Annotated in this window: 20 protein-coding genes and 2 pseudogenes; 15 read left to right on the top strand and 7 right to left on the bottom strand. The window is 48.2% G+C overall.

Annotation, left to right across the window (positions count from 1 at the left end):
- Positions 1 to 60: 60 nt before the first annotated feature.
- Positions 61 to 1,200, bottom strand: a complete 1,140-nt coding sequence (locus tag GKO28_RS10535) for a GNAT family N-acetyltransferase (RefSeq protein ID WP_182076227.1) — start codon at positions 1,198 to 1,200, stop codon at positions 61 to 63.
- Positions 1,201 to 1,723: 523 nt separating this feature from the next.
- On the opposite strand from GKO28_RS10535, the gene GKO28_RS10530 reads away from it, so the two are divergent.
- The 3 genes from GKO28_RS10530 to GKO28_RS10520 are packed head-to-tail and all read left to right on the top strand — an operon-like array spanning position 1,724 to position 3,772.
- Positions 1,724 to 2,089 (top strand): P-loop NTPase fold protein, encoded by a 366-nt coding sequence (locus tag GKO28_RS10530; protein WP_307839098.1) that lies wholly within the window; start codon positions 1,724 to 1,726, stop codon positions 2,087 to 2,089.
- A gap of 8 nt (positions 2,090 to 2,097) precedes the next feature.
- On the top strand, positions 2,098 to 2,907 hold the full coding sequence (locus GKO28_RS10525; protein WP_203564095.1) for a P-loop NTPase fold protein: 810 nt from the start codon (positions 2,098 to 2,100) through the stop codon (positions 2,905 to 2,907).
- Positions 2,879 to 3,772 carry a hypothetical protein gene (locus tag GKO28_RS10520; RefSeq protein ID WP_182076225.1) on the top strand — a complete coding sequence of 298 codons (894 nt, stop codon included), beginning with the start codon at positions 2,879 to 2,881 and terminating at the stop codon, positions 3,770 to 3,772. The genes GKO28_RS10525 and GKO28_RS10520 overlap by 29 nt, the downstream gene beginning before the upstream one ends.
- Positions 3,773 to 3,999: 227 nt before the next feature.
- Here GKO28_RS10520 and gyrB read toward each other — a convergent pair whose 3' ends face one another.
- From gyrB to GKO28_RS22240, 6 genes and pseudogenes are all read right to left on the bottom strand, one after another.
- The gene (gene gyrB, locus GKO28_RS10515; protein ID WP_182076224.1) at positions 4,000 to 6,429 is read right to left on the bottom strand and encodes a DNA topoisomerase (ATP-hydrolyzing) subunit B; all 2,430 of its coding nucleotides are present in this window, start codon (positions 6,427 to 6,429) and stop codon (positions 4,000 to 4,002) included.
- A 98-nt stretch (positions 6,430 to 6,527) separates the two neighbouring features.
- A complete protein-coding gene (gene dnaN, locus GKO28_RS10510; protein ID WP_173533029.1) occupies positions 6,528 to 7,634 on the bottom strand; it encodes a DNA polymerase III subunit beta in 1,107 nt (368 codons plus the stop codon).
- Between the two features lie 208 nt (positions 7,635 to 7,842).
- The gene (locus tag GKO28_RS22255) at positions 7,843 to 8,385 is read right to left on the bottom strand and encodes a helix-turn-helix domain-containing protein (protein ID WP_307838984.1); all 543 of its coding nucleotides are present in this window, start codon (positions 8,383 to 8,385) and stop codon (positions 7,843 to 7,845) included.
- Positions 8,386 to 8,446: 61 nt separating this feature from the next.
- A pseudogene (locus tag GKO28_RS22250) lies at positions 8,447 to 8,584 on the bottom strand (DnaA ATPase domain-containing protein); the annotation flags it as partial.
- Positions 8,523 to 8,909 (bottom strand): DnaA ATPase domain-containing protein, encoded by a 387-nt coding sequence (locus GKO28_RS22245; RefSeq protein ID WP_307838983.1) that lies wholly within the window; start codon positions 8,907 to 8,909, stop codon positions 8,523 to 8,525. The pseudogene GKO28_RS22250 and the gene GKO28_RS22245, both read right to left, overlap by 62 nt.
- Entirely contained in the window at positions 8,890 to 9,276 is a 387-nt protein-coding gene (locus GKO28_RS22240; RefSeq protein WP_182076223.1) for a DnaA N-terminal domain-containing protein, read from the bottom strand. The genes GKO28_RS22245 and GKO28_RS22240 overlap by 20 nt, the downstream gene beginning before the upstream one ends.
- Before the next feature lie 311 nt (positions 9,277 to 9,587).
- Between GKO28_RS22240 and rpmH the strand changes: the two genes are divergently transcribed.
- The 12 genes and pseudogenes from rpmH to purE all read left to right on the top strand — a co-directional run bounded on the left by rpmH (position 9,588) and on the right by purE (position 19,154).
- Positions 9,588 to 9,722, top strand: coding sequence for a 50S ribosomal protein L34 (gene rpmH, locus GKO28_RS10500; RefSeq protein ID WP_173533027.1), 135 nt, complete (start codon positions 9,588 to 9,590; stop codon positions 9,720 to 9,722).
- A gap of 40 nt (positions 9,723 to 9,762) precedes the next feature.
- Positions 9,763 to 10,140, top strand: coding sequence for a ribonuclease P protein component (gene rnpA / locus GKO28_RS10495; RefSeq protein ID WP_173533026.1), 378 nt, complete (start codon positions 9,763 to 9,765; stop codon positions 10,138 to 10,140).
- Complete coding sequence (gene yidD / locus GKO28_RS10490) at positions 10,113 to 10,322, top strand: membrane protein insertion efficiency factor YidD (RefSeq protein WP_182076222.1); 210 nt, start codon at positions 10,113 to 10,115, stop codon at positions 10,320 to 10,322. Before rnpA ends, yidD begins: the two co-directional genes overlap by 28 nt.
- Before the next feature lie 33 nt (positions 10,323 to 10,355).
- Positions 10,356 to 12,008, top strand: a complete 1,653-nt coding sequence (gene yidC / locus GKO28_RS10485; RefSeq protein ID WP_182076221.1) for a membrane protein insertase YidC — start codon at positions 10,356 to 10,358, stop codon at positions 12,006 to 12,008.
- 134 nt (positions 12,009 to 12,142) lie between these two features.
- Positions 12,143 to 13,478: pseudogene (mnmE, locus tag GKO28_RS10480) on the top strand (tRNA uridine-5-carboxymethylaminomethyl(34) synthesis GTPase MnmE).
- Between the two features lie 211 nt (positions 13,479 to 13,689).
- Positions 13,690 to 14,145 carry a spore coat protein U domain-containing protein gene (locus tag GKO28_RS10475; protein WP_182076220.1) on the top strand — a complete coding sequence of 152 codons (456 nt, stop codon included), beginning with the start codon at positions 13,690 to 13,692 and terminating at the stop codon, positions 14,143 to 14,145.
- A gap of 327 nt (positions 14,146 to 14,472) precedes the next feature.
- Positions 14,473 to 14,838: a spore coat protein U domain-containing protein gene (locus GKO28_RS10470; protein ID WP_182077458.1), complete on the top strand. Its 366-nt coding sequence runs from the start codon at positions 14,473 to 14,475 to the stop codon at positions 14,836 to 14,838.
- Positions 14,839 to 14,961: 123 nt separating this feature from the next.
- Positions 14,962 to 15,363: a molecular chaperone gene (locus GKO28_RS10465; protein WP_182076219.1), complete on the top strand. Its 402-nt coding sequence runs from the start codon at positions 14,962 to 14,964 to the stop codon at positions 15,361 to 15,363.
- Positions 15,335 to 15,661, top strand: coding sequence for a hypothetical protein (locus GKO28_RS10460; protein WP_203564094.1), 327 nt, complete (start codon positions 15,335 to 15,337; stop codon positions 15,659 to 15,661). The genes GKO28_RS10465 and GKO28_RS10460 overlap by 29 nt, the downstream gene beginning before the upstream one ends.
- Positions 15,649 to 17,934 carry a fimbria/pilus outer membrane usher protein gene (locus GKO28_RS10455; protein ID WP_182076217.1) on the top strand — a complete coding sequence of 762 codons (2,286 nt, stop codon included), beginning with the start codon at positions 15,649 to 15,651 and terminating at the stop codon, positions 17,932 to 17,934. The genes GKO28_RS10460 and GKO28_RS10455 overlap by 13 nt, the downstream gene beginning before the upstream one ends.
- Positions 17,931 to 18,386 carry a spore coat protein U domain-containing protein gene (locus GKO28_RS10450; protein ID WP_182076216.1) on the top strand — a complete coding sequence of 152 codons (456 nt, stop codon included), beginning with the start codon at positions 17,931 to 17,933 and terminating at the stop codon, positions 18,384 to 18,386. Before GKO28_RS10455 ends, GKO28_RS10450 begins: the two co-directional genes overlap by 4 nt.
- Before the next feature lie 279 nt (positions 18,387 to 18,665).
- A complete protein-coding gene (gene purE, locus GKO28_RS10445; RefSeq protein ID WP_182076215.1) occupies positions 18,666 to 19,154 on the top strand; it encodes a 5-(carboxyamino)imidazole ribonucleotide mutase in 489 nt (162 codons plus the stop codon).
- Positions 19,155 to 19,385: the final 231 nt, after the last annotated feature.

Here is a 19,385-nt window from a genome sequence, read left to right as displayed (position 1 = left end):
TAGCCCAACCTACGATACTGACCCCATTGATTTTTCTTGAGCAAATACCTAAGGCTGATTTCAGCTTTCTAGCCGAAACGGCAGATGCGTGCTCATTTCCAATTGGTATTGCTCGGTGGCGGCGGCTTCGCGGGCGATGAATTGGGCGACACTGTGGCGCATGCGGGGGTTGGCGATCCAATAGCTGCCCCAAGTCATCACCGGCTCAAAGCCGCGCGCTAGCTTGTGTTCGCCTTGTGCACCAGGCTCAAAAGTTCGCAGTCCATGTTCAATCGCGTAGGCGATGCCTCGGTAATAGCACAGCTCAAAATGCAGGCCGGGGCATTCAATATCCGCCCCCCAATGGCGGCCAAACAGTGTCGTGTCGCTGCGATAGCAAATCGCCGACGCGACCAGATCATCGCCTTGGTAGGCGACAAACACCACCATTGCACGGCCAATTTGCGCGGCGAGTTGCTGGAAAAATTCGAGTGAAAATGCCGGATGATTGCCATAGCGGCGGAAGGTGTCGGCGTATTGCCGATAAATGGCTTGCCAGCTCGCCGCGTCGATTTCGTCACCATGCAAAGTCGCTAAACGTAAACCCGCATCGCTGACATAACGGCGTTCGCGGTTGAGTTTTTTGCGCTTCATCGCGGTGAACGTCGCCAAAAAATCGTCAAAATCGGCGTAATTTCGATTTTTCCAATGAAATTGCACGCCGCCACGCAGCAACATCCCCGCATTTTCCAGCGCGGCGCGATCGCTCTCTTGCACAAACAAGCATTGCCATGACGAGGCTTTGAGCTCTTGCGCGACATGAATCGCTGCTGCAATTAGCTCATCTCTCGTGGATTCAGGCGCGCCTTGCGCCAAGACACAGCGCGGCCCCGGCGATGGTGTAAATGGAATTGCCGACACCAATTTGGGATAGTAGGCCAGCCCTGCGGATTGCCAAGCTTGATCCCATTGCCAATCGCGCGAAAAATCACCAAAGGAATGCTGGCGCAAATACAGTGGCAAAAAAGCGCGCGGTGATTCGTCTGCCGCTTGCAGCACGACATGCACAGGCTGCCACGCTAAATCAGCGCTGGCCGCGCCAGTGCTTTCGGCAAGCCCCAAGAATTCTCGACTCAAAAATGGATCATTGCCGCGTGCCAACTGCGCCCATTGTGCGGGGCTGAGATCGTTGGCGGTATTGAGTAGGGCAATACGGGTCATGACATCACTTGCCAGATTGAATAGAGAATGATGCTAGCACAATAGATTGCCACGTTCGTTTGGATTTGGCAGTCATACCTGTTATTTGAAAATCAAAGGAGTCAGACTCGATTGATTCCACGGAAAACTAGAAATCAATCGAGTCTGACCCCATTGATTTCCTAACCCGCCAATTTGATTCTGATATCACCAAACTCAGTCAGCAATGTAAGTTGGGCTAAGCCTGCGCAGCCCAACAATCGAGAGGCGAAGCAAACAGTTCGCGCCAGATTATTTGCAGGTATAGAGATTAAAGCCATATATATCAGCATCTATACCAATATACCTATTGAACTTGGTGAAGAAGAAAAACAATGCTCGGTAAACGTTGGGCTGTGCAGGCTTAGCCCAACCTACGATACTAAGGCTTGGTAACTTACCCACCCATACAAATATGCCTATTTCATAACCATCAAGTATGATTCAGATCTTTCATAGACTTACATGATTGCATATGGAGCATCAAGAATGACACAGATAGGCAATCAGACCCCCAACAACGGTACTGAAAAAACAATCCCAATTCAGCGCCGATGCGCCAATCACCACCCCCGTCGAAGATGCATTTGGTTTTAATCCATTTTCCCGCGAAATCGCGCGTGCAATTAGTGGCATGCACAAACCAGTTGGTACAGCTATTGGTATTCATGGCGCTTGGGGCGCAGGTAAAAGCAGTGCAATCAATCTAATTAAGCATCATCTACAAGCTGGCGAGTTTACCAACCACAATTTAGAAATCATTGAGTTTAATCCGTGGTGGTTTACAGGCATTGAGTCTCTAGCTCAATCGTTTCTCAGTGAGATCGGGGCTAAATTCGAGCATGAAATGCCCGGCACACGAAAAAAATAATGCGAAGCTTGGGCAAGCGCCTTTCAAATCACTCGGCACTCATTGGCGCCGTTGTTGGTGCTGCCACGCTAGGGGCCGCGGGGCCAATCGCAGAGAAAATCGCCAAAGGCATTGGAACTGAACTAGATCATGAGCAAACAATCCAAGAGCAGCACCAAGAATTAAGCCAAATCCTCGACCAAGGATCAAAGCGCTATTTGGTCATCATCGATGACATCGACCGCCTTGAACCCGCAGAAATGCTCCAGATTTTCAAGCTAGTCAAATCCGTCGGCAGATTGCCTAATGTGATGTATTTGTTGGTATTTGACTTGGCAAGAACCGAAAAAGTCGTCGCTGATGCTTTTCCTGCTGAAGATGCACATTATCTCGAAAAAATATTACAAGCCTCGTTTGCCTTACCCGCAATTCAAGCCGAGGAGTTGCAAAAATGGACGCGGCAAAAACTAAGCGAACGGATCGCCTTAGATGAAATACAAACTCGTGAATTGTCTGGAAAACTGAAAAATTTTCCTTATGCATTACGCCAGCCCCGTGATGCCATCCGTTTGCTGAATTCATTGGAAGTGACATGGCCAGCACTAGAAAAAGAAGTTCATCCCGTAGATTTTGTTGTATTAGAACTCCTAAGACTATTTTATCCACGTATTCATCATTTACTTTCACAGAGAAAAGAACTGCTTTGTTACTCATTAGATAAAGAAAACAGTACAGAAGAATGGCTTGATCAAGAACTCGGCCTAAACAGCGAGCTGAGCGAGCCTGAACTGGTGGGATTACGAATACTTCTTGCTACTTTATTTTCCCAAACTCGATAAAATTTGGAAAAACACTGAATTTGATCAAAGCCACTACATACACTGGCATCTTAACCGCAGGGTCTGCAGCGGTAAGCATTTCCCAAGTTATTTCAAATTTGAGATCTCACATGATGCTATTCCACAAGAACAGTGGCTTAATTTAATCGCCTTAGCCGAAAGCGGCGATCATACGGGCGTAAAAAAAGCATTATGCGATAGTGCAAGAACGCAATTACTACTAACCGAAATCGATTGCGCGGCTACCCTGAATCAAATCTCAGAAAATTCATGTAAAACTTTACTGGAAGTTTTCATCACAAACAGTAATCTGCTGCAACATGACAAAATATTATTTAGCCCATTTGGCTATGCATTAGCAGCGATACTACATTCACTTACGATTGATAACGCGTGGCCCATTGTCCAAAAAAACCTTACAAATGCATCTAATGAATGGCTAATTATTGCAACCCAATTACAGCAAACCAAAAATGCTAGTTTTCTGCCATTTAAACAAGATCATTGGCAGGAAATTATAAATGAAGCCATGAACCGAATACATGCTGCAACAAAAAATGACACTCTCTGGACATGGCATCAGCCAATTACAGCACTCTCTGCTTGGGAAAAAGAGAAAGGTCCAAAAGACATGCAAACGTGGCTCAAAACTCAACTCACCAAAAAAGACGTACTGCTCAGATTAGCAACGACCTGTTATGTGGGTGGAGATACGTTAGTGATAGAGAATCAGGAACTACTCCCCGATGAATTTATTGATGCCGTCAATAAATTCCTTGCACAAACACCATCAGACTTAACTGCCGAAGAGAGCCATAAACTGATTTGCTTCAAATCAGCATGGGAACAAACACAGGCAAGCTAGTTTTGTAGGGTGTGCAAATCTTGATTTGCGCACGCGGCTCGGGCGCCAGCAAATGATCATGCTCGTTTTTTGCTGCGCAAATCCCACTGGGATTTTCACACCCTACTTGCCCTACTTTTGACGGGTATTACTTTGTAGCCATCAACAAATAAGCTTTGCATGACAATACCCAAGAAAACAAAAAGCCACCGCATGCGGTAGCTTTTTGGTACTGACAAAAATTTTTTTTAAACGTCGAGATTGCGCGCTACGAGGGCGTTTTGTTCGATGAATTGACGGCGGGGTTCGACTTGATCGCCCATTAATGTGGTGAATACTTCATCCGCAGTAATGGCGTCTTCGATGTTCACGCGCAGCAAGCGGCGAACGGTGACGTCCATCGTGGTTTCCCATAATTGTTCTGGATTCATTTCACCCAGACCTTTATAGCGCTGAATGCTCATATTGCGGCGCACTTCGGCGAGTAACCAATCGAGGGCTTCTTTAAAGCTTTTCACTGGCTGCTCGGCGGCACCACGGCGAATCACTGCATCGGCGTGGATGAGGCCCATTAAGGCATCGGCCATGCGGGTAATTTGCGCATAATCGCCAGACAATAAGAAGTCGCTGTCGATGTATTGCATCGTTACCACGCCATGCAAGCGGCGCTCGATGCGAATTTGCCAACCGGCATCGACCAGTTCAGCGGCAAACTGAAATGCCGGATGATTCACTGCGGCGCTGAGGCGCGCAATGCTGTCGTTGGCGCTGGCTTCGTCATCCAACACCAGGGCTTTAATTTTGAGCAAGGCGTTCAAAATCATTGGATCGAGGAAACGGCTTTCACGCTCAATCACGGCTTCAGTCAAAAAGAACTGTTTAGCGAGGGTTTCCAGTGCTTCACCGCTAATCGTTGCTTGATCAACGCCAGTCGATAATTGCGCGCCATTCATTGCCGCACGCAGCAAGTGCTGTTTGAGCTCTTGTTCGTCTTTGAGGTAAGTTTCGTTTTTACCTTGTTTGACTTTAAATAGCGGCGGTTGTGCGATGTAGATATAGCCACGCTCAACCAGTTCTGGCAGTTGACGATAGAAGAAGGTCAACAGCAAGGTACGGATATGCGAGCCATCCACGTCCGCGTCGGTCATGATAATGATGCGGTGGTAGCGCAGTTTTTCGATATTAAAATCGTCTTTACCAATGCCGCAACCGAGCGCCATGATCAAAGTGCTAATCTCTTGGCTGGCAAGCATACGATCAAAACGAGCGCGTTCAACGTTCAGAATTTTACCTTTGAGTGGCAAAATCGCTTGGAATTTACGATCACGCCCTTGCTTGGCTGAGCCACCCGCGGAATCACCCTCGACGAGGTAGATTTCGGACATTGCTGGGTCTTTTTCTTGGCAATCGGCCAATTTACCCGGCAAGCCCAAGCCATCCAACACGCCTTTACGACGGGTGATTTCACGCGCTTTACGCGCGGCTTCACGCGCACGGGCTGCATCAACGATTTTGCCGCAAATGATTTTGGCGTCGACGGGATTTTCCATCAAAAAGTCGGCCAAAGCACCGCTTAAGACTTCACTGACCACAGGGCCGATTTCGCTCGATACCAATTTATCTTTGGTTTGGCTAGAGAATTTTGGATCTGGCATTTTGACAGACAGTACGCAGGTCAAACCTTCGCGCATATCGTCGCCGCCGGTTTCTACTTTGGCTTTTTTGGCAAAGTCATGGCTGTCGATATATTGATTGAGCGTACGCGTCATGACTTGGCGCAGTGCCGTCATATGGCTACCGCCATCGCGCTGCGGAATATTATTGGTAAAGCATTGCACTGATTCTTGGTAAGAATCATTCCATTGCATCGCCACTTCCACACTCATGCCGTCTTTTTCGCCGATGGCGTAAAAAATATGTGGGTGCAATACCGATTTGGTGCGGTTAACGTATTCAACAAAACCACTCACACCACCGGTGTAGTTAAAGATTTCTTCTTTGCCACTACGACGATCCAATAGCTGAATGTTGACGCCATTGTTCAAGAACGACAGTTCGCGAATTCGCTTGGCGAGAATTTCAAAATGATATTCCACCACGCCAAAGGTTTCGACCGAAGCCATAAAATGCACTTCAGTACCACGGCGCTCGGTGTCGCCGACTTCTTTTAGCGGCGAAACGGCTTCACCATGGCGAAATTCCATAGTGTTTTTCTTACCATCACGACGTATCGTTAGGCGCAACCAGTCTGACAGCGCGTTAACAACCGATACCCCCACCCCATGCAAACCGCCGGAGACTTTATAACTATTCTGGTCAAACTTACCGCCAGCGTGCAATTCAGTCATCACGATTTCAGCGGCAGAGCGCTTAAATTCGTCGTCTTCTTTAATTTGCGTTGGAATACCGCGACCATTGTCTTCAACACTCACCGAGCTATCGGCGTGAATGATGACGCGAATGGTGTCGCAATGCCCAGCCAATGCTTCGTCAATCGCATTGTCGAGCACCTCAAAGACCATATGATGCAGACCGGTGCCATCTTGGGTGTCACCGATATACATACCGGGACGTTTACGAACGGCTTCGAGACCTTTTAGGATACGAATACTATCTGCACCGTAGTCGGCTGACTGGGCGCTCTCTGGGGCTTGCGGGAGGTTTTTTTCTTCGTTCATGGCTTTTTTGAGTATGGGGATTAGGAAGTGGGGATTAGGGAGTGAGGCGCAGAAAACCGGGGCGAATGCCCCATTCCCTACTCCCTACTCACCGCAGCCTAGATACGCATTGGCATCACAATGTATTTAAAGTGTTCGTTATCTGGAATCGTCACCAGCACACTCGAATTGACGTCGCCAAAATAGCAATGCAAGTTTTCAACCGACAGATTGGTCAATACGTCGAGCAAGTACTGAATGTTAAAGCCAATATCCAGCGTTTCGCCGCTATAACCCACTTCAACTTCTTCTTGAGCTTCTTCTTGCTCATTGTTATTGCACAAAATCTTTAAGGTACTATCAGTGAGCACCAAACGAACGCCACGGAATTTTTCATTCGACAAAATGGCCGCACGTTGCATTGACGACAATAGCGCTTGGCGATCAACCGTTAATAGTTTGTCGTTATTTTGTGGGATCACGCGGTTGTAATCGGGGAATTTCCCGTCAACCACTTTGCTGTGAATCACAATTTTGCCAAAGCTGAACTTCACTTGATTGCTGGCGATATCAATGGTGACTTCGTCATCCACATCTGACAGCAATTTAAATAATTCCAAAATCGTTTTGCGCGGCAAGATGACTTCGTTTTTTTCAAACGAGGTGCTCAATTCGGTAGAAACAAAACCTAAACGATGGCCGTCCGTTGCCACCAGTTTAAGTAAATTACCATCCGTAACCATAAACAGGCCATTGAGGTAATAACGAATATCTTGGTGCGCCATCGCAAATTGCACGCGGCCGAGCAAGGCTTTTAGCTGGCCTTGTGGCAAGCGAATGGTAGCGCGCAGATTGGTATCAACGGCTAATTCAGGAAAATCAGCCGCCGGCAAAGTTTGCAGCGCAAAGCGGCTTTTGCCCGCTTTAATGGTTAAGCGGCCTTCGGCCTCTTCGAGCGTCACCACCGTTTTATCGGGGATCGCTCGCAAAATATCCGACATTTTTTTTGCCGCAACAGTAATCGCAAAATCGCTACCAGAAAAGCCTTCGGTTTGTTGGCTACTGATTTGGATTTCAAGATCGGTACCGGTAAAAGACAAGGCATCGCCGTCTTTTTTAATCAGTACATTCGACAAAATAGGCAAGGTGTGTCGACGTTCGACAATACCCGTTACAGTGGCCAGTGGTTTTAGGAGCGAATCGCGTTCAGCCTGCAGCAGTTGCATTTACTCTCACCCAAGTTGTGTATTAGTTTATCGGTAGCATCCGCGATTCTACCTCAAATCGAGGCCAAAATCAGGAATGCGAAAGCTTTGCAGCATTGGCGATGCCGCTTCAAGGTATAAATACACTCAAAGCAAAATAGCGTCGGTCATATAAAGAGGGTATGTGGCTGTTAGCAATTTTGCTAAAGGCTCACATTCACATACCCCATCAAATAGATATATTTGCTATAAATATGCCGCCAGCATCAAGAGAACGCAACATTTGCAGCAGCACGCTGTATTGATGTGCCATCTCGCTGTCATTTTTGCGGAACTCTTCAATCGTGCGGCAAGCATGCAGCACCGTCGTATGGTCGCGACCACCAAATGCATCACCAATCGCTGGCAAACTCATTTGGGTTAATTCTTTAGTCAGCGTCATCGCCATTTGTCGTGGCCGCGCAATATCTCGCGTGCGCTTTTTGCTGTGCATATCGGCGACTTTGATTTTGTAAAAATCAGCGACCGTTTTTTGAATATTTTCCACCGAAACTTGGCGGTTACCCGAGGCTAAAATATCACGCAGCGCTTCTTTGGCCGATTCAACGGTGATCGGTTGATTGGTAAAGCGCACATACGCCAGCACACGTTTGAGTGCGCCTTCGAGCTCGCGCACGTTGGAGCGGATGTTTTTCGCCATAAAAAAGGCCACATTGGCATCGAGCTTGAAATGCTCGGCTTCGGCTTTTTTCAGCAAAATCGCCACGCGCATTTCGGGTTTCTGGCGGCTCGATCGGTACGATCAAACCCCAAGAAAAACGGCTGGTCAAACGCTCTTGCAAACCATCAATCTCACGCGGGATTTTGTCTGAGGTGAGGATAATTTGTTTGCCACTTTCAAGTAGCGCATTAAATAGATAGAAGAACTCTTCTTGCGTGCGGTCTTTTACCCACAAAAAACTGAATATCATCGACCAGCAGCAAATCCAGCGAATGGTAATAGCGCTTAAATTCATCAAACGATTTATGTTGATACGCCTTCACCACGTCTTGCACGTATTTTTCGGCATGAATATAGCGAATTTTGGCCTGCGGATTATGCTGGTGAACAAAATTACCAATGGCTTGAATCAAATGCGTTTTACCCAAGCCCACGCCGCCGTATACAAATAGCGGGTTGTAGCTCACACCGGGGTTTTCGGCCACTTGCATTGCTGCAGCGCGCGCCACCTGATTGGCTTTACCCGTTACCAGCGTCTCAAAACTATGCGAGGGATTAAAGCCGTGTGGTTTCATGGCTAGCGCCACCGGCGTCAAAGCGTTTGCCGGTTTTAACTGGCGCAACCGCTGCCGCAGGTGCCGCCTCATCACTGGCGGCATTGGCGGAGCGCGCGGCAACGCGTGGCGCAGGCGCGCTCATCTGGCCGACTTTCAGCTCAATCGGCGGCGGAACGCCGGCACACAACTTCGCGGCGGCCATTTCGATCATGCCCAGATAGCGATCACGGATAAATTGCAGAAAAATCTGATTGGGCACTGCAATGACTAAAGTGTCGTCAATCATCTGCGCCGACAAGGGCTTAATCCAGATATTAAATTGACTGGCACCTAAATTTTGTTGCAATTCATTAAGGCAATGCGGCCAAAGTGTTTCTATTTGCATAGGAATAAATTACCACGGCTTAGGGTCAGCGGGCACCAGATCAAGGCCAAACTCGGCGATGTTATTTTATTTATTGGCATGGAATTTGAGGCACACCGCGCAAAGCCTTGAATATTAAGCCAAGTTTCGCACGGCCATTTTGGCCACTGAGAGTTACCGAGAAGTAGGGCATTGTACTCGCAAGTGCAATACTTATCCACAAGCACAGTAGGCAATCGATCCACGGTTAATTACGACTCTCACTTGACAAGCTACTAGCAGTACTGATTAAATCGCGTGTTTACTGCCCAATTAGCACTTAGGATTTAGTCATGAAACGTACTTTCCAACCTTCTGTAATCAAACGTAAACGTACTCACGGTTTCCGTGCTCGCATGGCAACTGTTGGTGGCGTTCGCGTTTTAAACGCTCGCCGTGCCAAAGGCCGCAAAGTTTTATCGGCTTAAGCTGTTGCGCACCAACGCCCCTGCTTGCGGAGTACTCGGCATGCAGAGCGAAAAACGCTACCGCTTTGCGCGTGATGCACGCTTACTAAAAACGGATGATTTTTCATCCGTTTTTAGTTTGCGTGCTTCAGTGAGCAATGATTACTTCCAAGTTTTAGGTAAACCCAATCTAAGCCAGCATGCTCGCTTGGGGTTGGTGGTCGGCAAAAAAACCGATAAACGTGCCGTAGGTCGTAATTATATTAAGCGCACTGTCCGCGAGCTGTTTCGTCAAAATACTGAATTGCTACTCGGTCTGGATGTGGTCGTTAGATCGCGAAAACCGTTTGCACGTCAGGACGGGGCCGCTGCGCGTGCCGCGTTATTGAGTTTATTTAAACGAATCAAGCAATGTCGCGCCTTATCATCACGCTGCTGAAACTTTATCAGTTGATGATCAGTCCACTGCTAGGTCCTCGTTGCCGCTTCACGCCGACTTGTTCACAATACGGTATTGAAGCGGTGAGCCGATACGGGCCAATAAAAGGCAGTTGGCTCACGACAAAACGTCTGTGTCGATGCCACCCCTGGGGCGGCTGTGGACATGATCCTGTTCCGTAAATAACCCACCGAGTTGGGAGCTCTTCCGTTCAAATGGATACTAAGAGACTAATCCTCTTTATTGCGCTGTCTTTCAGCATTCTGTTTTTCTGGCAAAAATACATGGAGCAGCGTTATCCGCAGCCCAAAGTAACGGCCAGTGCCACAGCCAGTGCCGCTTCGGCTAGCGCAACAACGACCAGCAACACCACCACCAACACTACGCCAGAAAGCAATGTCGCCAAAGGACAGCGGATTACCGTCGTTACCGACTTATTCCGCGCTGAAATCGACGCCAACGGTGGCGATTTACGCCATGTTGAGCTGCTTAAAGTCGGTGCCACCGATGATCCAAGCAAACCTTTTGTCTTATTACAAGATGAAGGCGAGCATGTTTACATCGCGCAAACCGGTTTACTTGGCGAAGGGATGCCAACGCACAAAAGCGTTTTCACTGCGGCACAAAGCAACTACACCTTGGCTGAAGGCCAAAATGAAGTTGTCGTTCGCTTAGAAGCGCCCGGCCCGAACGGCGTCAAAATTGCCAAAATCTACACCTTCCAACGCGACAAATACTTAGTCGATGTGAAGTACCAAATCGTCAATGCGGGCACTGCGCCGCTAACGACCAGTGCTTACTATCGCTTGGTTCGTGACGGCAAAGTAGAAAACCCAGGCATGTTTGGTACGCACACCTTCACCGGTCCTGCGGTCTACACCGAAGAAGCCAAATTCCAGAAAGTGGATTTCGATAAGATCCGTAAAGGTGAAGCGAAATACGTTCCTTGGGCCAAAGACGGCTGGATTGCGATGATTCAGCACTACTTTGTTTCGGCTTGGATTTTCACGCCAGAAGCCGGTGGTGATGCTTGCACACCCAATGCCTGCCAAATTGAAATGAAAGCGTTGCCGGACAATTTATTCTCCGTCGGCGCCATTGTTCAATTGCCAAGCATTGCGGCTGGCCAAACGTTTGAAAAATCAGTACCCATCTTTCTTGGTCCACAAGAAAGCAAACGTTTAGACACCGTAGCAAAAGGCTTTGATCTGGTTAAAGATTACGGGATGTTCACCATCTTCTCGAAACCTTTATTCGCCGTATTGCAATTTATCCATGGTCTTGTTGGCAACTGGGGCTGGTCGATTATCATCGTGACCATCTTGCTCAAAGCCGCGTTCTATCCATTAGCTAGCGCCAGCTACCGCTCAATGGCGAAGATGCGCTTGTTAGCACCACGCATGGAAGAGCTGAAAAAACGTCACGGCGAAGACCGCGTGAAATTCCAGCAATCTGTAATGGAAATGTACAAAACGGAAAAAGTTAATCCGCTCGGGGGTTGTTTACCGATGCTGGTGCAAATTCCGGTGTTCATTGGCTTTTACTGGATGTTGTTGGCCGCAGTTGAATTGCGCCAAGCGCCGTGGGAATTCTGGATCCATGACTTATCGGTGAAAGATCCACTCTACATCTTGCCACTGATTATGGCGGTATCGATGTACGTGCAAACGACCTTGTCGCCACCACCGCCGGATCCGATGCAAGCGAAGATGATGAAGTTTATGCCATTGATTTTCTCGGTGTTCTTCTTCTTCTTCCCAGCCGGTTTGGTACTGTACTGGGTAGTGAACAATATCTTGTCGATCATTCAGCAATATGTGATTACCAAGCAAATTGAAAATGCCGCACAAAAAGCCAAAAATAGTTAGCAAGGCTTAAAATAAAAAACGCCGCCTTCGGGCGGCGTTTTGCTATCTTTACTGAAAGCCAATTCAAAACGATGTATCGAGCGACAGCGCTTGTTTTACAATAATTAGCAGCCAATACCCTAAGAGAATTCACCATGCTTTATACCCCCGATACCATTGCCGCCATTGCTACCGCACCGGGTCGAGGTGGCGTTGGTGTGATTCGTATTTCTGGCAAAGACATCCAAAGCGTCATTAGCGGCCTGATTGCCCGCCCACTCAAACCGCGCTTTGCCCACTTTGCCCACTTCCAAGCTCTTGATGGCAGCACCATTGACGAAGGCATTGCCCTGTTCTTCCCTAATCCGGCCTCATTCACCGGTGAAGACGTATTAGAGCTACAAGGCCACGGCGGGCCAGTGGTGATGAATATGTTACTCAAACGCTGTATTGAACTCGGTGCCCGCCACGCCGAACCGGGTGAATTTACCAAGCGCGCCTTTTTAAATGGCAAACTCGATTTAGCCCAAGCCGAAGCCGTTGCCGACATTATCGACGCGCAATCAGAAGCCGCGGCCAAATCCGCCATCAAATCACTGGATGGCGCATTCTCACGGGAAGTGCATACGCTAGTCGACGCATTGATTAATCTACGCATGCTGGTTGAAGCCACGCTAGATTTTCCCGAAGAAGACATCGACTTTCTGGAAGCGGCCGATGCGCGCGGTAAATTACACACCATTAGCGCCCAACTCGCGCGCGTCATGGACACCGCCACGCAAGGTAAATTACTGCGTGAAGGCATGCACGTGGTGCTGATTGGCCAACCCAACGTCGGCAAATCTAGCCTGATGAACGCGCTGGCTGGCGAAGACGTGGCCATTGTCACCGACATTGCTGGCACCACCCGCGACACCGTCCGTGAGCTGATTCAGCTCGATGGTATTCCGCTACACATTATCGACACTGCGGGCCTACGCGACACCGATGACACCGTGGAAAAAATCGGTATCGAGCGCACTTGGGCCGCCGTAGAAAAAGCCGACCTCGCACTCTTACTGCTCGATAGCCGGGAAGGCATCACTGAGCACGATCAACAAATTTTAGCCAAACTGCCCGATTCATTAGCGGTATTGCGGGTGTTTAATAAAATCGATCTCACTGGCGATCAAGCCGGCGAAATCGCTGACGATGAAATCCACGTCTCTGCCAAACAGGGTATTGGGCTGCAAGACTTAAAACATAAGCTGTTGAAGAAGATAGGCTGGCAGGGTATGAACGACGGCGTGTTTATCGCTCGCGAGCGTCACCTCGCCGCGATTCGCGTCGCCCGTGAGCACCTCAATACTGCGGACGCCTGCTATTTGCAAATTGAGATCTTGGCCGAAGAACTGCGCCTAGCTTCAACAAAGCCTCAACGAAATCACCGGCGAATTTACCTCTGACGATCTACTCGGGGTGATTTTTAGCCGTTTTTGTATCGGCAAATAACCATGCCTCGCCATGCGCCATTGTATTGCTTAAGCTTACTTTGCTACCTGAGCCCGAGCATGGCCAAAGAGCTGATTTTACACGCCAAGGTTGTTGAGCAATGCCAAACTCAATGGCAAAGCGCCAGTGAGCAGATGCCGCCCAAGATCAAAGTCAGTTGCCGCTCAAGGCAAGTTATGGCAACCCGAATCCATCAGGACAAAACTGCGTCATGGCCAAATACCACTTACGATTTTTAGCCGCACTCGGCATGGCGCTCACACTATGCATGCCCAGTTTCGCCTCATCGGGCGGTAGTATGCGAGTGCGGATTTTTGTTGAGTCGGCATGTAAGTTCACCAATGCCGATGCCATCAATATGGATTTTGGCGATTTAGCCAACGGCAATAAAAGCATCAATGCCAGTACACAAATTAATTGCGTGAGTGGCACGCCATTTAAATTGCAATTAAACAATGGTTTATACGCAGCAGGTACACAGCGACGAATGAAGCATGCGACCCAAGCCGCATGGCTGCCTTATGGACTCAGCGTCAGCCCGAGTGCGGGAACGGGAAATGGGCAAAATATCAACGTTACCTTGACTGCCACAGTACAAGAAAGCGACTATCAAAATCAAATTGTTGGTCGCTACAATGACGTCGTAATACTTACAATTACGCCATAAAACTTTGATTAAATTGAAATAAAAAATATTAAATTAATTAAATTAAATTACAGCAAGCTTTCCCGAATGATTCACTTCAACTAATTAAATACACTTTAGTTACCATGCAAGAAAATAAGTCTTTGTAACTACTGGTATTTTTACAAAGTCTTCAACATGACATTCCATTTAAAATACATAAATCAATCAAATTCGTCTTAAACCGATTTATTTATTTCATCAGGAATTACCATGAATAAAAAACTAACTCAAAGCCTTGCTATTGCACTCGCACTATTGAGCAACAGCGGATTCGCTGCCACAAAAAATATCGATGTTTAAGCCAATATCGTTGCCACTTGTGCCTTTGTTGATTCGAATGCAATCACACTAGATTTTGGCCCCTTAACCGAAGGCAGTGCGCCATCAGCACAAGAAGCTAAAGCTCAATTCTGGTGCACTAAAGGTACGCCTGTGAATCTCACCGCAAGCGAAGGCGCGAATGCCGTCAGTTCGCAAATGAATTTAAAATTAACCACCGATGAGACAGCACTGATTCCTTATGCTTTAACACTCAGCAAGGCATCAGACATTGGCGCCGGAAAAAGCAATCCAATCGAATTAACCGTCAACGCAACGATGGAAGCTACTGCAGCGAATAACAAACCCGCAGGCGACTATACCGATACCGTCGTGCTAACGCTGTTGCCGTAAAATCAAGGCGTCCTCTTTTACAATGAATTAAAAGAGGACTTAACTCTAATCAATTACAATCTACACTTGTAAACAATCACTTCCAATAAAGCGCCAATCATGCAATGGATACTTACTCTCATAATGACCTTGGCCAGCACATTCTTACTGGCAGGTGAATTTGCCATTAGCCCGATTCGACTCGATTTCACCAGCCAAACCAAAAGCCAAGCGATTACCGTCAGCAATAATGGCAATTCACCGTTGCGCATTGCATTGGTACTGAAACGCTGGACGCAAGATACCGCGGCCAATGACGTCTATTTAGAAGCCCAGCAAGATTTAATTTATTTCCCGCGCCAATTTGAATTGCAACCCCAGCAAAAACAAGTGGTGCGTATTGCGCGTAAATCCGCCAGCCAAGAACAAGAATCCGCCTACCGCTTGTATTTTAATGAGCAGCCCAGTAGCGCTGCCGACTCAGCGCAAAGTGGCAATGTGGCGATGGTGGTGAGTTTTGGCGTGCCAATTTTTATTGAAAGCTAACCCACAAAAAATCGGCCTCGAAGCTAGCCCGATGCACGTCGAGCAACAGACACTCAATTTCACCCTTAGTAACACCGGAAATGTGACGCAAAAAATGCGCCAAATCCAAATCGGTACGCAAGGCGCCACCATTCAACAATTTGATCATTGGTATCTATTGCCCGGCGCAACTCGGCAATATCAACTGCCTTTGCCGCCCAATGCCTGCAGCGATCAAGCGCAAGTTGTTAAAATTGAAACCGATCATTCCAATATTGAACAATCACTCAACATCCCTCTGCGCGCGTGCAAGTCTTAAACACTTTATTTTTTATTGCGCTGATCAGCCCTGCCCTTGCTGCCGATCCATTGATTGTGGCGTTAACACTCAATGGCGTCGCACAAGGTGATGTACCTGCGCTGTATGATAATAATGAGTATTGGATTGCAGGCAGTGCATTAAAGGGCCTAGAGGACGATACCCAGAATGCAATCTGGTTTGAAGGTGAGAATTACTACGCAATTAATTCGCTAAAAGGCCTACACAGCCGATTTGATCCGGCACAATTAAGCCTAGAGCTCACTGCCGATGCCCGCCATTTTGGCGAAAATGAAATCACGCTCAGCCACGATCCTAGCCAGCTATATGCCGCCCCAACGGCTTTATCGTGGTATCTGAATTACCAACTTTCGCTGCGCAAACAAAGCCAAACGCAAGGGGTGGATTTTCAATTTAATCCAACCCTCAACATCAATCATGGCTATTTAAACTTTCGTAGCGAACAAAGCTATAACCACCAGCCAGATCAATCAGAATGGCGGCGTATCAATACTTTGCTGACTTACGACGTGCCGCAATCCATGTTGCGCTTTAGCGTCGGCGACATCATGCCGACAACTGGGCCATTAGGACATAGCCAAGCCATGGCCGGGATTGGCGTTGCGCGAGTGTTTGCCATGCAGCCCAATTTTAATGCCAGCCCTAGCGCTCAGTTACAGGCGCCAGTTACCCAACCATCAACGGCCGATATTTACCTCAACGGCCAACAGATTTCGAGCCAAAACTTACAACCGGGCGTCTACAACTTTAATGACCTTAGCTACTACACCGGTTTACAGGATGTAGAGATTGTCATTCGCGATAGCAGCGGCCATACGCAGCGCTATCGCACGCCGTATTATTTTGATGACTCTTTACTCAAAGCTGGGCTGAGCGAATTTAATTACAATGTCGGCGTGGCGCGACAAAATGGCAGCTTTAATGCTTACCAAGGGCTCACGTATTCTGGCTACCAACGCTTTGGGCTCAGTGATTGGCTCACGCTCGGCGCGCAGGCTAGCGGCCAAAGCGATCAGCGCCGCGTAGGGGTGCTGGCCAATATCGGTCTAGGCACCTATGGCACACTGGGTAGTGCCGCATCATGGGCCAAGCATGACGGGCAAAGCAGTGGCTCGGCCCAAGTTTTACAGTATCGCTTTGTCGATCAAGCACTCAGCATCACGGCCAATGCACGGCGACAAAGTCGTGATTTTCTCTCACAAAAAGAGATCTTTGCCGATCTGACCGCGCCCGACTGGTCGGCCGATTTCGGCGTCAGCTGGGGAGCGCCGGCGCTAGGTAATTTGAGCTTGAATATTGGCCGACAAATGGGCGCTAACGATGAGCAAACGTTCACTCGCTACCAAATCGGCTACTCGATTTCGCCGATTCGCTCAGTCGCCATTAGTACGCAACTACAATTGCAGCAATTTGCCCAGCAGCGCCAATTCAGTGGCTTTATCAATTTATCGTGGTATTTTGATCAAGGCCGTAGCCTCTATCTGAGCAGCCGCATGCAAGATGGCCAGTATTTCACAAGTGGCAACTTAAGCCAAAGCACGCCGCAAGGCCAAGGCTGGGGCTATAACATCGGCGTCCAACAACAAAAACAAGGCACAGACTACAGCGCTTGGCTGCAAAATAAGCAGTCTTTAGGTCAAATCGAGTTGTCCTTCCTACAAAACAATCAATTCAACCAAAGCGTCAATAACGGCCAAATCACTTGGTCGAGCGCCCTAGCGTATAGCGGAGGGCATTACGCGATCACTCGCCCTATCAACCAAAGTTTTGCCGTGGCGCAATTGGCTGACATTCCCGATGTATCGGTATTACAAAATGGCAACGCCATTGCCACCACCAATAGCGAGGGCATCGCCTTCTTACCGGATTTGGCTAACAATAGCTGGCAGCAAATTAGCGTTGATCAATCCCAAATTCCATTGCATTACAGCCTACCGCAACTGAGAAAAGACGTTTTAACCGGTAATTATAATGGGCAAAAAATCGTCTTTTCGGCGCGAGAAATTGCGGCGGTGACTGGCCAATTGCAACAACAAGATGGTCAAGCGCTCGCCAATCGGCGCGTTACCATTAGCAATGCCAAGCACCAAATTGAGGTGCAAACTGCTTTAGATGGCTATTTTTATACTGAAGATTTGCCGGCAGGAAAATATACATTTCAGACCAACAACTGTACCGGCACGCTCGAAGTCCCAGCAAGCCAAGCCATCGTGAATGAAATTTCACCGAGTATTTGCAAGGAATCGCTATGAAGCACTGGATTTGCGGCTTAATTTTCACGGCGATTAACGCTGCCAGTTGGGGCAGCAGCTGTAGCATTTCACTACCTACAGGCGATTTGGGCGGCTATGAACCGTCAGTTAACGAAGCAGGCGTATCGATTCAACAGGCATTTTGGGTCACCTGCCCCGCAGGAACACCCTTGGTGATTACCGCAGGACCCTCACAAACCTCAGGCAGTATTCAAAATCGTCAAATGCGCGGCAGCCTCACGGGCACCTTACTCAACTATCAACTCTGCCACGACTACCCGGGTGCAGGCACTTGTTCACGCATTTTTGGCGATGGCCAAGTTGGCACGCCACTCACCGCGAACGCTGCTGGCTATCAGCAAGGCATTTATTTCTGGACACATGTTTTTGGTAAACAAATGGTCGACGGTGGCGAGTACATTGATTACGTCGCTATTAGCATCAATCCCTAGGGTCTGTTGACGTTTGGTTTACCACGACAGGCAAAGTAAATTCAAAAGAGCCTCAGCAAAAAAAACGCCAAATCGGGCGATTTGGCGCGCAAAAAAAACATAGGATGGAAACAATGCAATTGCATTGCTTGTTAGCATGCAATCCAGCGCAATATTAGTCAACACTAATACTAAAGGTGTCTTGCTTTTGCCTAAAAATCGCCCAGCGAGATAAGATAACTATCAAAGCCGTAGGTTTTTTCGGTAAAATCGCGTGCTTTGCTCAAAGGGTAAGCCGCAATGATACGAGTCGGTGTAGTAATGGGTAGCAATAGCGATTGGGATGTTATGCAGCACGCGGCCAAACAGCTGCAAGCATTTGGCATCCAATTTGAATGCCGCGTAGTCTCTGCACATCGCACACCTGACCTGCTATTTTCTTATGCCGAAACTGCAGCGGAACGTGGCTTAAGCTGCATTATTGCCGGTGCCGGTGGCGCTGCGCATTTACCTGGGATGTTGGCGGCTAAAACGGCGGTGCCTGTGCTTGGCGTTCCAGTGCCTTCCAAATATCTACGTGGCGAAGATTCTTTACTCTCCATCGTGCAAATGCCTAAAGGCATTCCAGTGGCGACGTTTGCCATTGGTGAAGCTGGCGCAGCCAATGCCGCCCTATTTGCGATTGCAATGCTCGCCAATGGCAACGCTGAATTAAGCGCCAAGCTCAACGCTTTCCGCGAAGCACAAAAGCAAACCGTCCTTGATATGCAATTACCCGCCATCGAGTAAGCACGATGACTGAGCGCCAAAAGGTCAACGCGGCCTCTTGGCGCCAAAATCTACACCCGCCACATTCAAACGTACTCGCAATACGGCAGCTTGATGTAAAATACGCTGTTCACCGTACCACCCCCATTCAATCGAGCTACAATATAAATCAGCGCTTTCGCTCTGAGGTAGAATGAAATCCAGTGCAAACATAGGCCCAATGCGATCATTTTGGTATTGGGTGTTATTCAG

Source organism: Deefgea sp. CFH1-16 (genome assembly GCF_016881365.1).
In the GTDB taxonomy this organism is placed as follows: domain Bacteria; phylum Pseudomonadota; class Gammaproteobacteria; order Burkholderiales; family Chitinibacteraceae; genus Deefgea.
Note: the sequence above shows the minus strand (reverse complement) of the source record. Positions and strands in the feature narration are given on the sequence as shown.

Excerpts from the sequence above, each read along its gene's own strand:
- GKO28_RS22255 (WP_307838984.1), bottom strand. The coding sequence starts at position 8,385 with ATGCGCGTGGCGATTTTGCTGAAAAAAGCCGAAGCCGAGCATTTCAAG.
- GKO28_RS22245 (WP_307838983.1), bottom strand. The coding sequence starts at position 8,909 with ATGAAACCACACGGCTTTAATCCCTCGCATAGTTTTGAGACGCTGGTA.
- GKO28_RS10465 (WP_182076219.1), top strand. The coding sequence starts at position 14,962 with ATGACCTTGGCCAGCACATTCTTACTGGCAGGTGAATTTGCCATTAGC.
- rnpA (WP_173533026.1), top strand. The coding sequence starts at position 9,763 with ATGCAGAGCGAAAAACGCTACCGCTTTGCGCGTGATGCACGCTTACTA.
- dnaN (WP_173533029.1), bottom strand. The coding sequence starts at position 7,634 with ATGCAACTGCTGCAGGCTGAACGCGATTCGCTCCTAAAACCACTGGCC.
- gyrB (WP_182076224.1), bottom strand. The coding sequence starts at position 6,429 with ATGAACGAAGAAAAAAACCTCCCGCAAGCCCCAGAGAGCGCCCAGTCA.
- yidD (WP_182076222.1), top strand. The coding sequence starts at position 10,113 with ATGTCGCGCCTTATCATCACGCTGCTGAAACTTTATCAGTTGATGATC.
- rpmH (WP_173533027.1), top strand. The coding sequence starts at position 9,588 with ATGAAACGTACTTTCCAACCTTCTGTAATCAAACGTAAACGTACTCAC.
- yidC (WP_182076221.1), top strand. The coding sequence starts at position 10,356 with ATGGATACTAAGAGACTAATCCTCTTTATTGCGCTGTCTTTCAGCATT.
- GKO28_RS22240 (WP_182076223.1), bottom strand. The coding sequence starts at position 9,276 with ATGCAAATAGAAACACTTTGGCCGCATTGCCTTAATGAATTGCAACAA.
- purE (WP_182076215.1), top strand. The coding sequence starts at position 18,666 with ATGATACGAGTCGGTGTAGTAATGGGTAGCAATAGCGATTGGGATGTT.
- GKO28_RS10535 (WP_182076227.1), bottom strand. The coding sequence starts at position 1,200 with ATGACCCGTATTGCCCTACTCAATACCGCCAACGATCTCAGCCCCGCA.
- GKO28_RS10475 (WP_182076220.1), top strand. The coding sequence starts at position 13,690 with ATGGCCAAATACCACTTACGATTTTTAGCCGCACTCGGCATGGCGCTC.
- GKO28_RS10450 (WP_182076216.1), top strand. The coding sequence starts at position 17,931 with ATGAAGCACTGGATTTGCGGCTTAATTTTCACGGCGATTAACGCTGCC.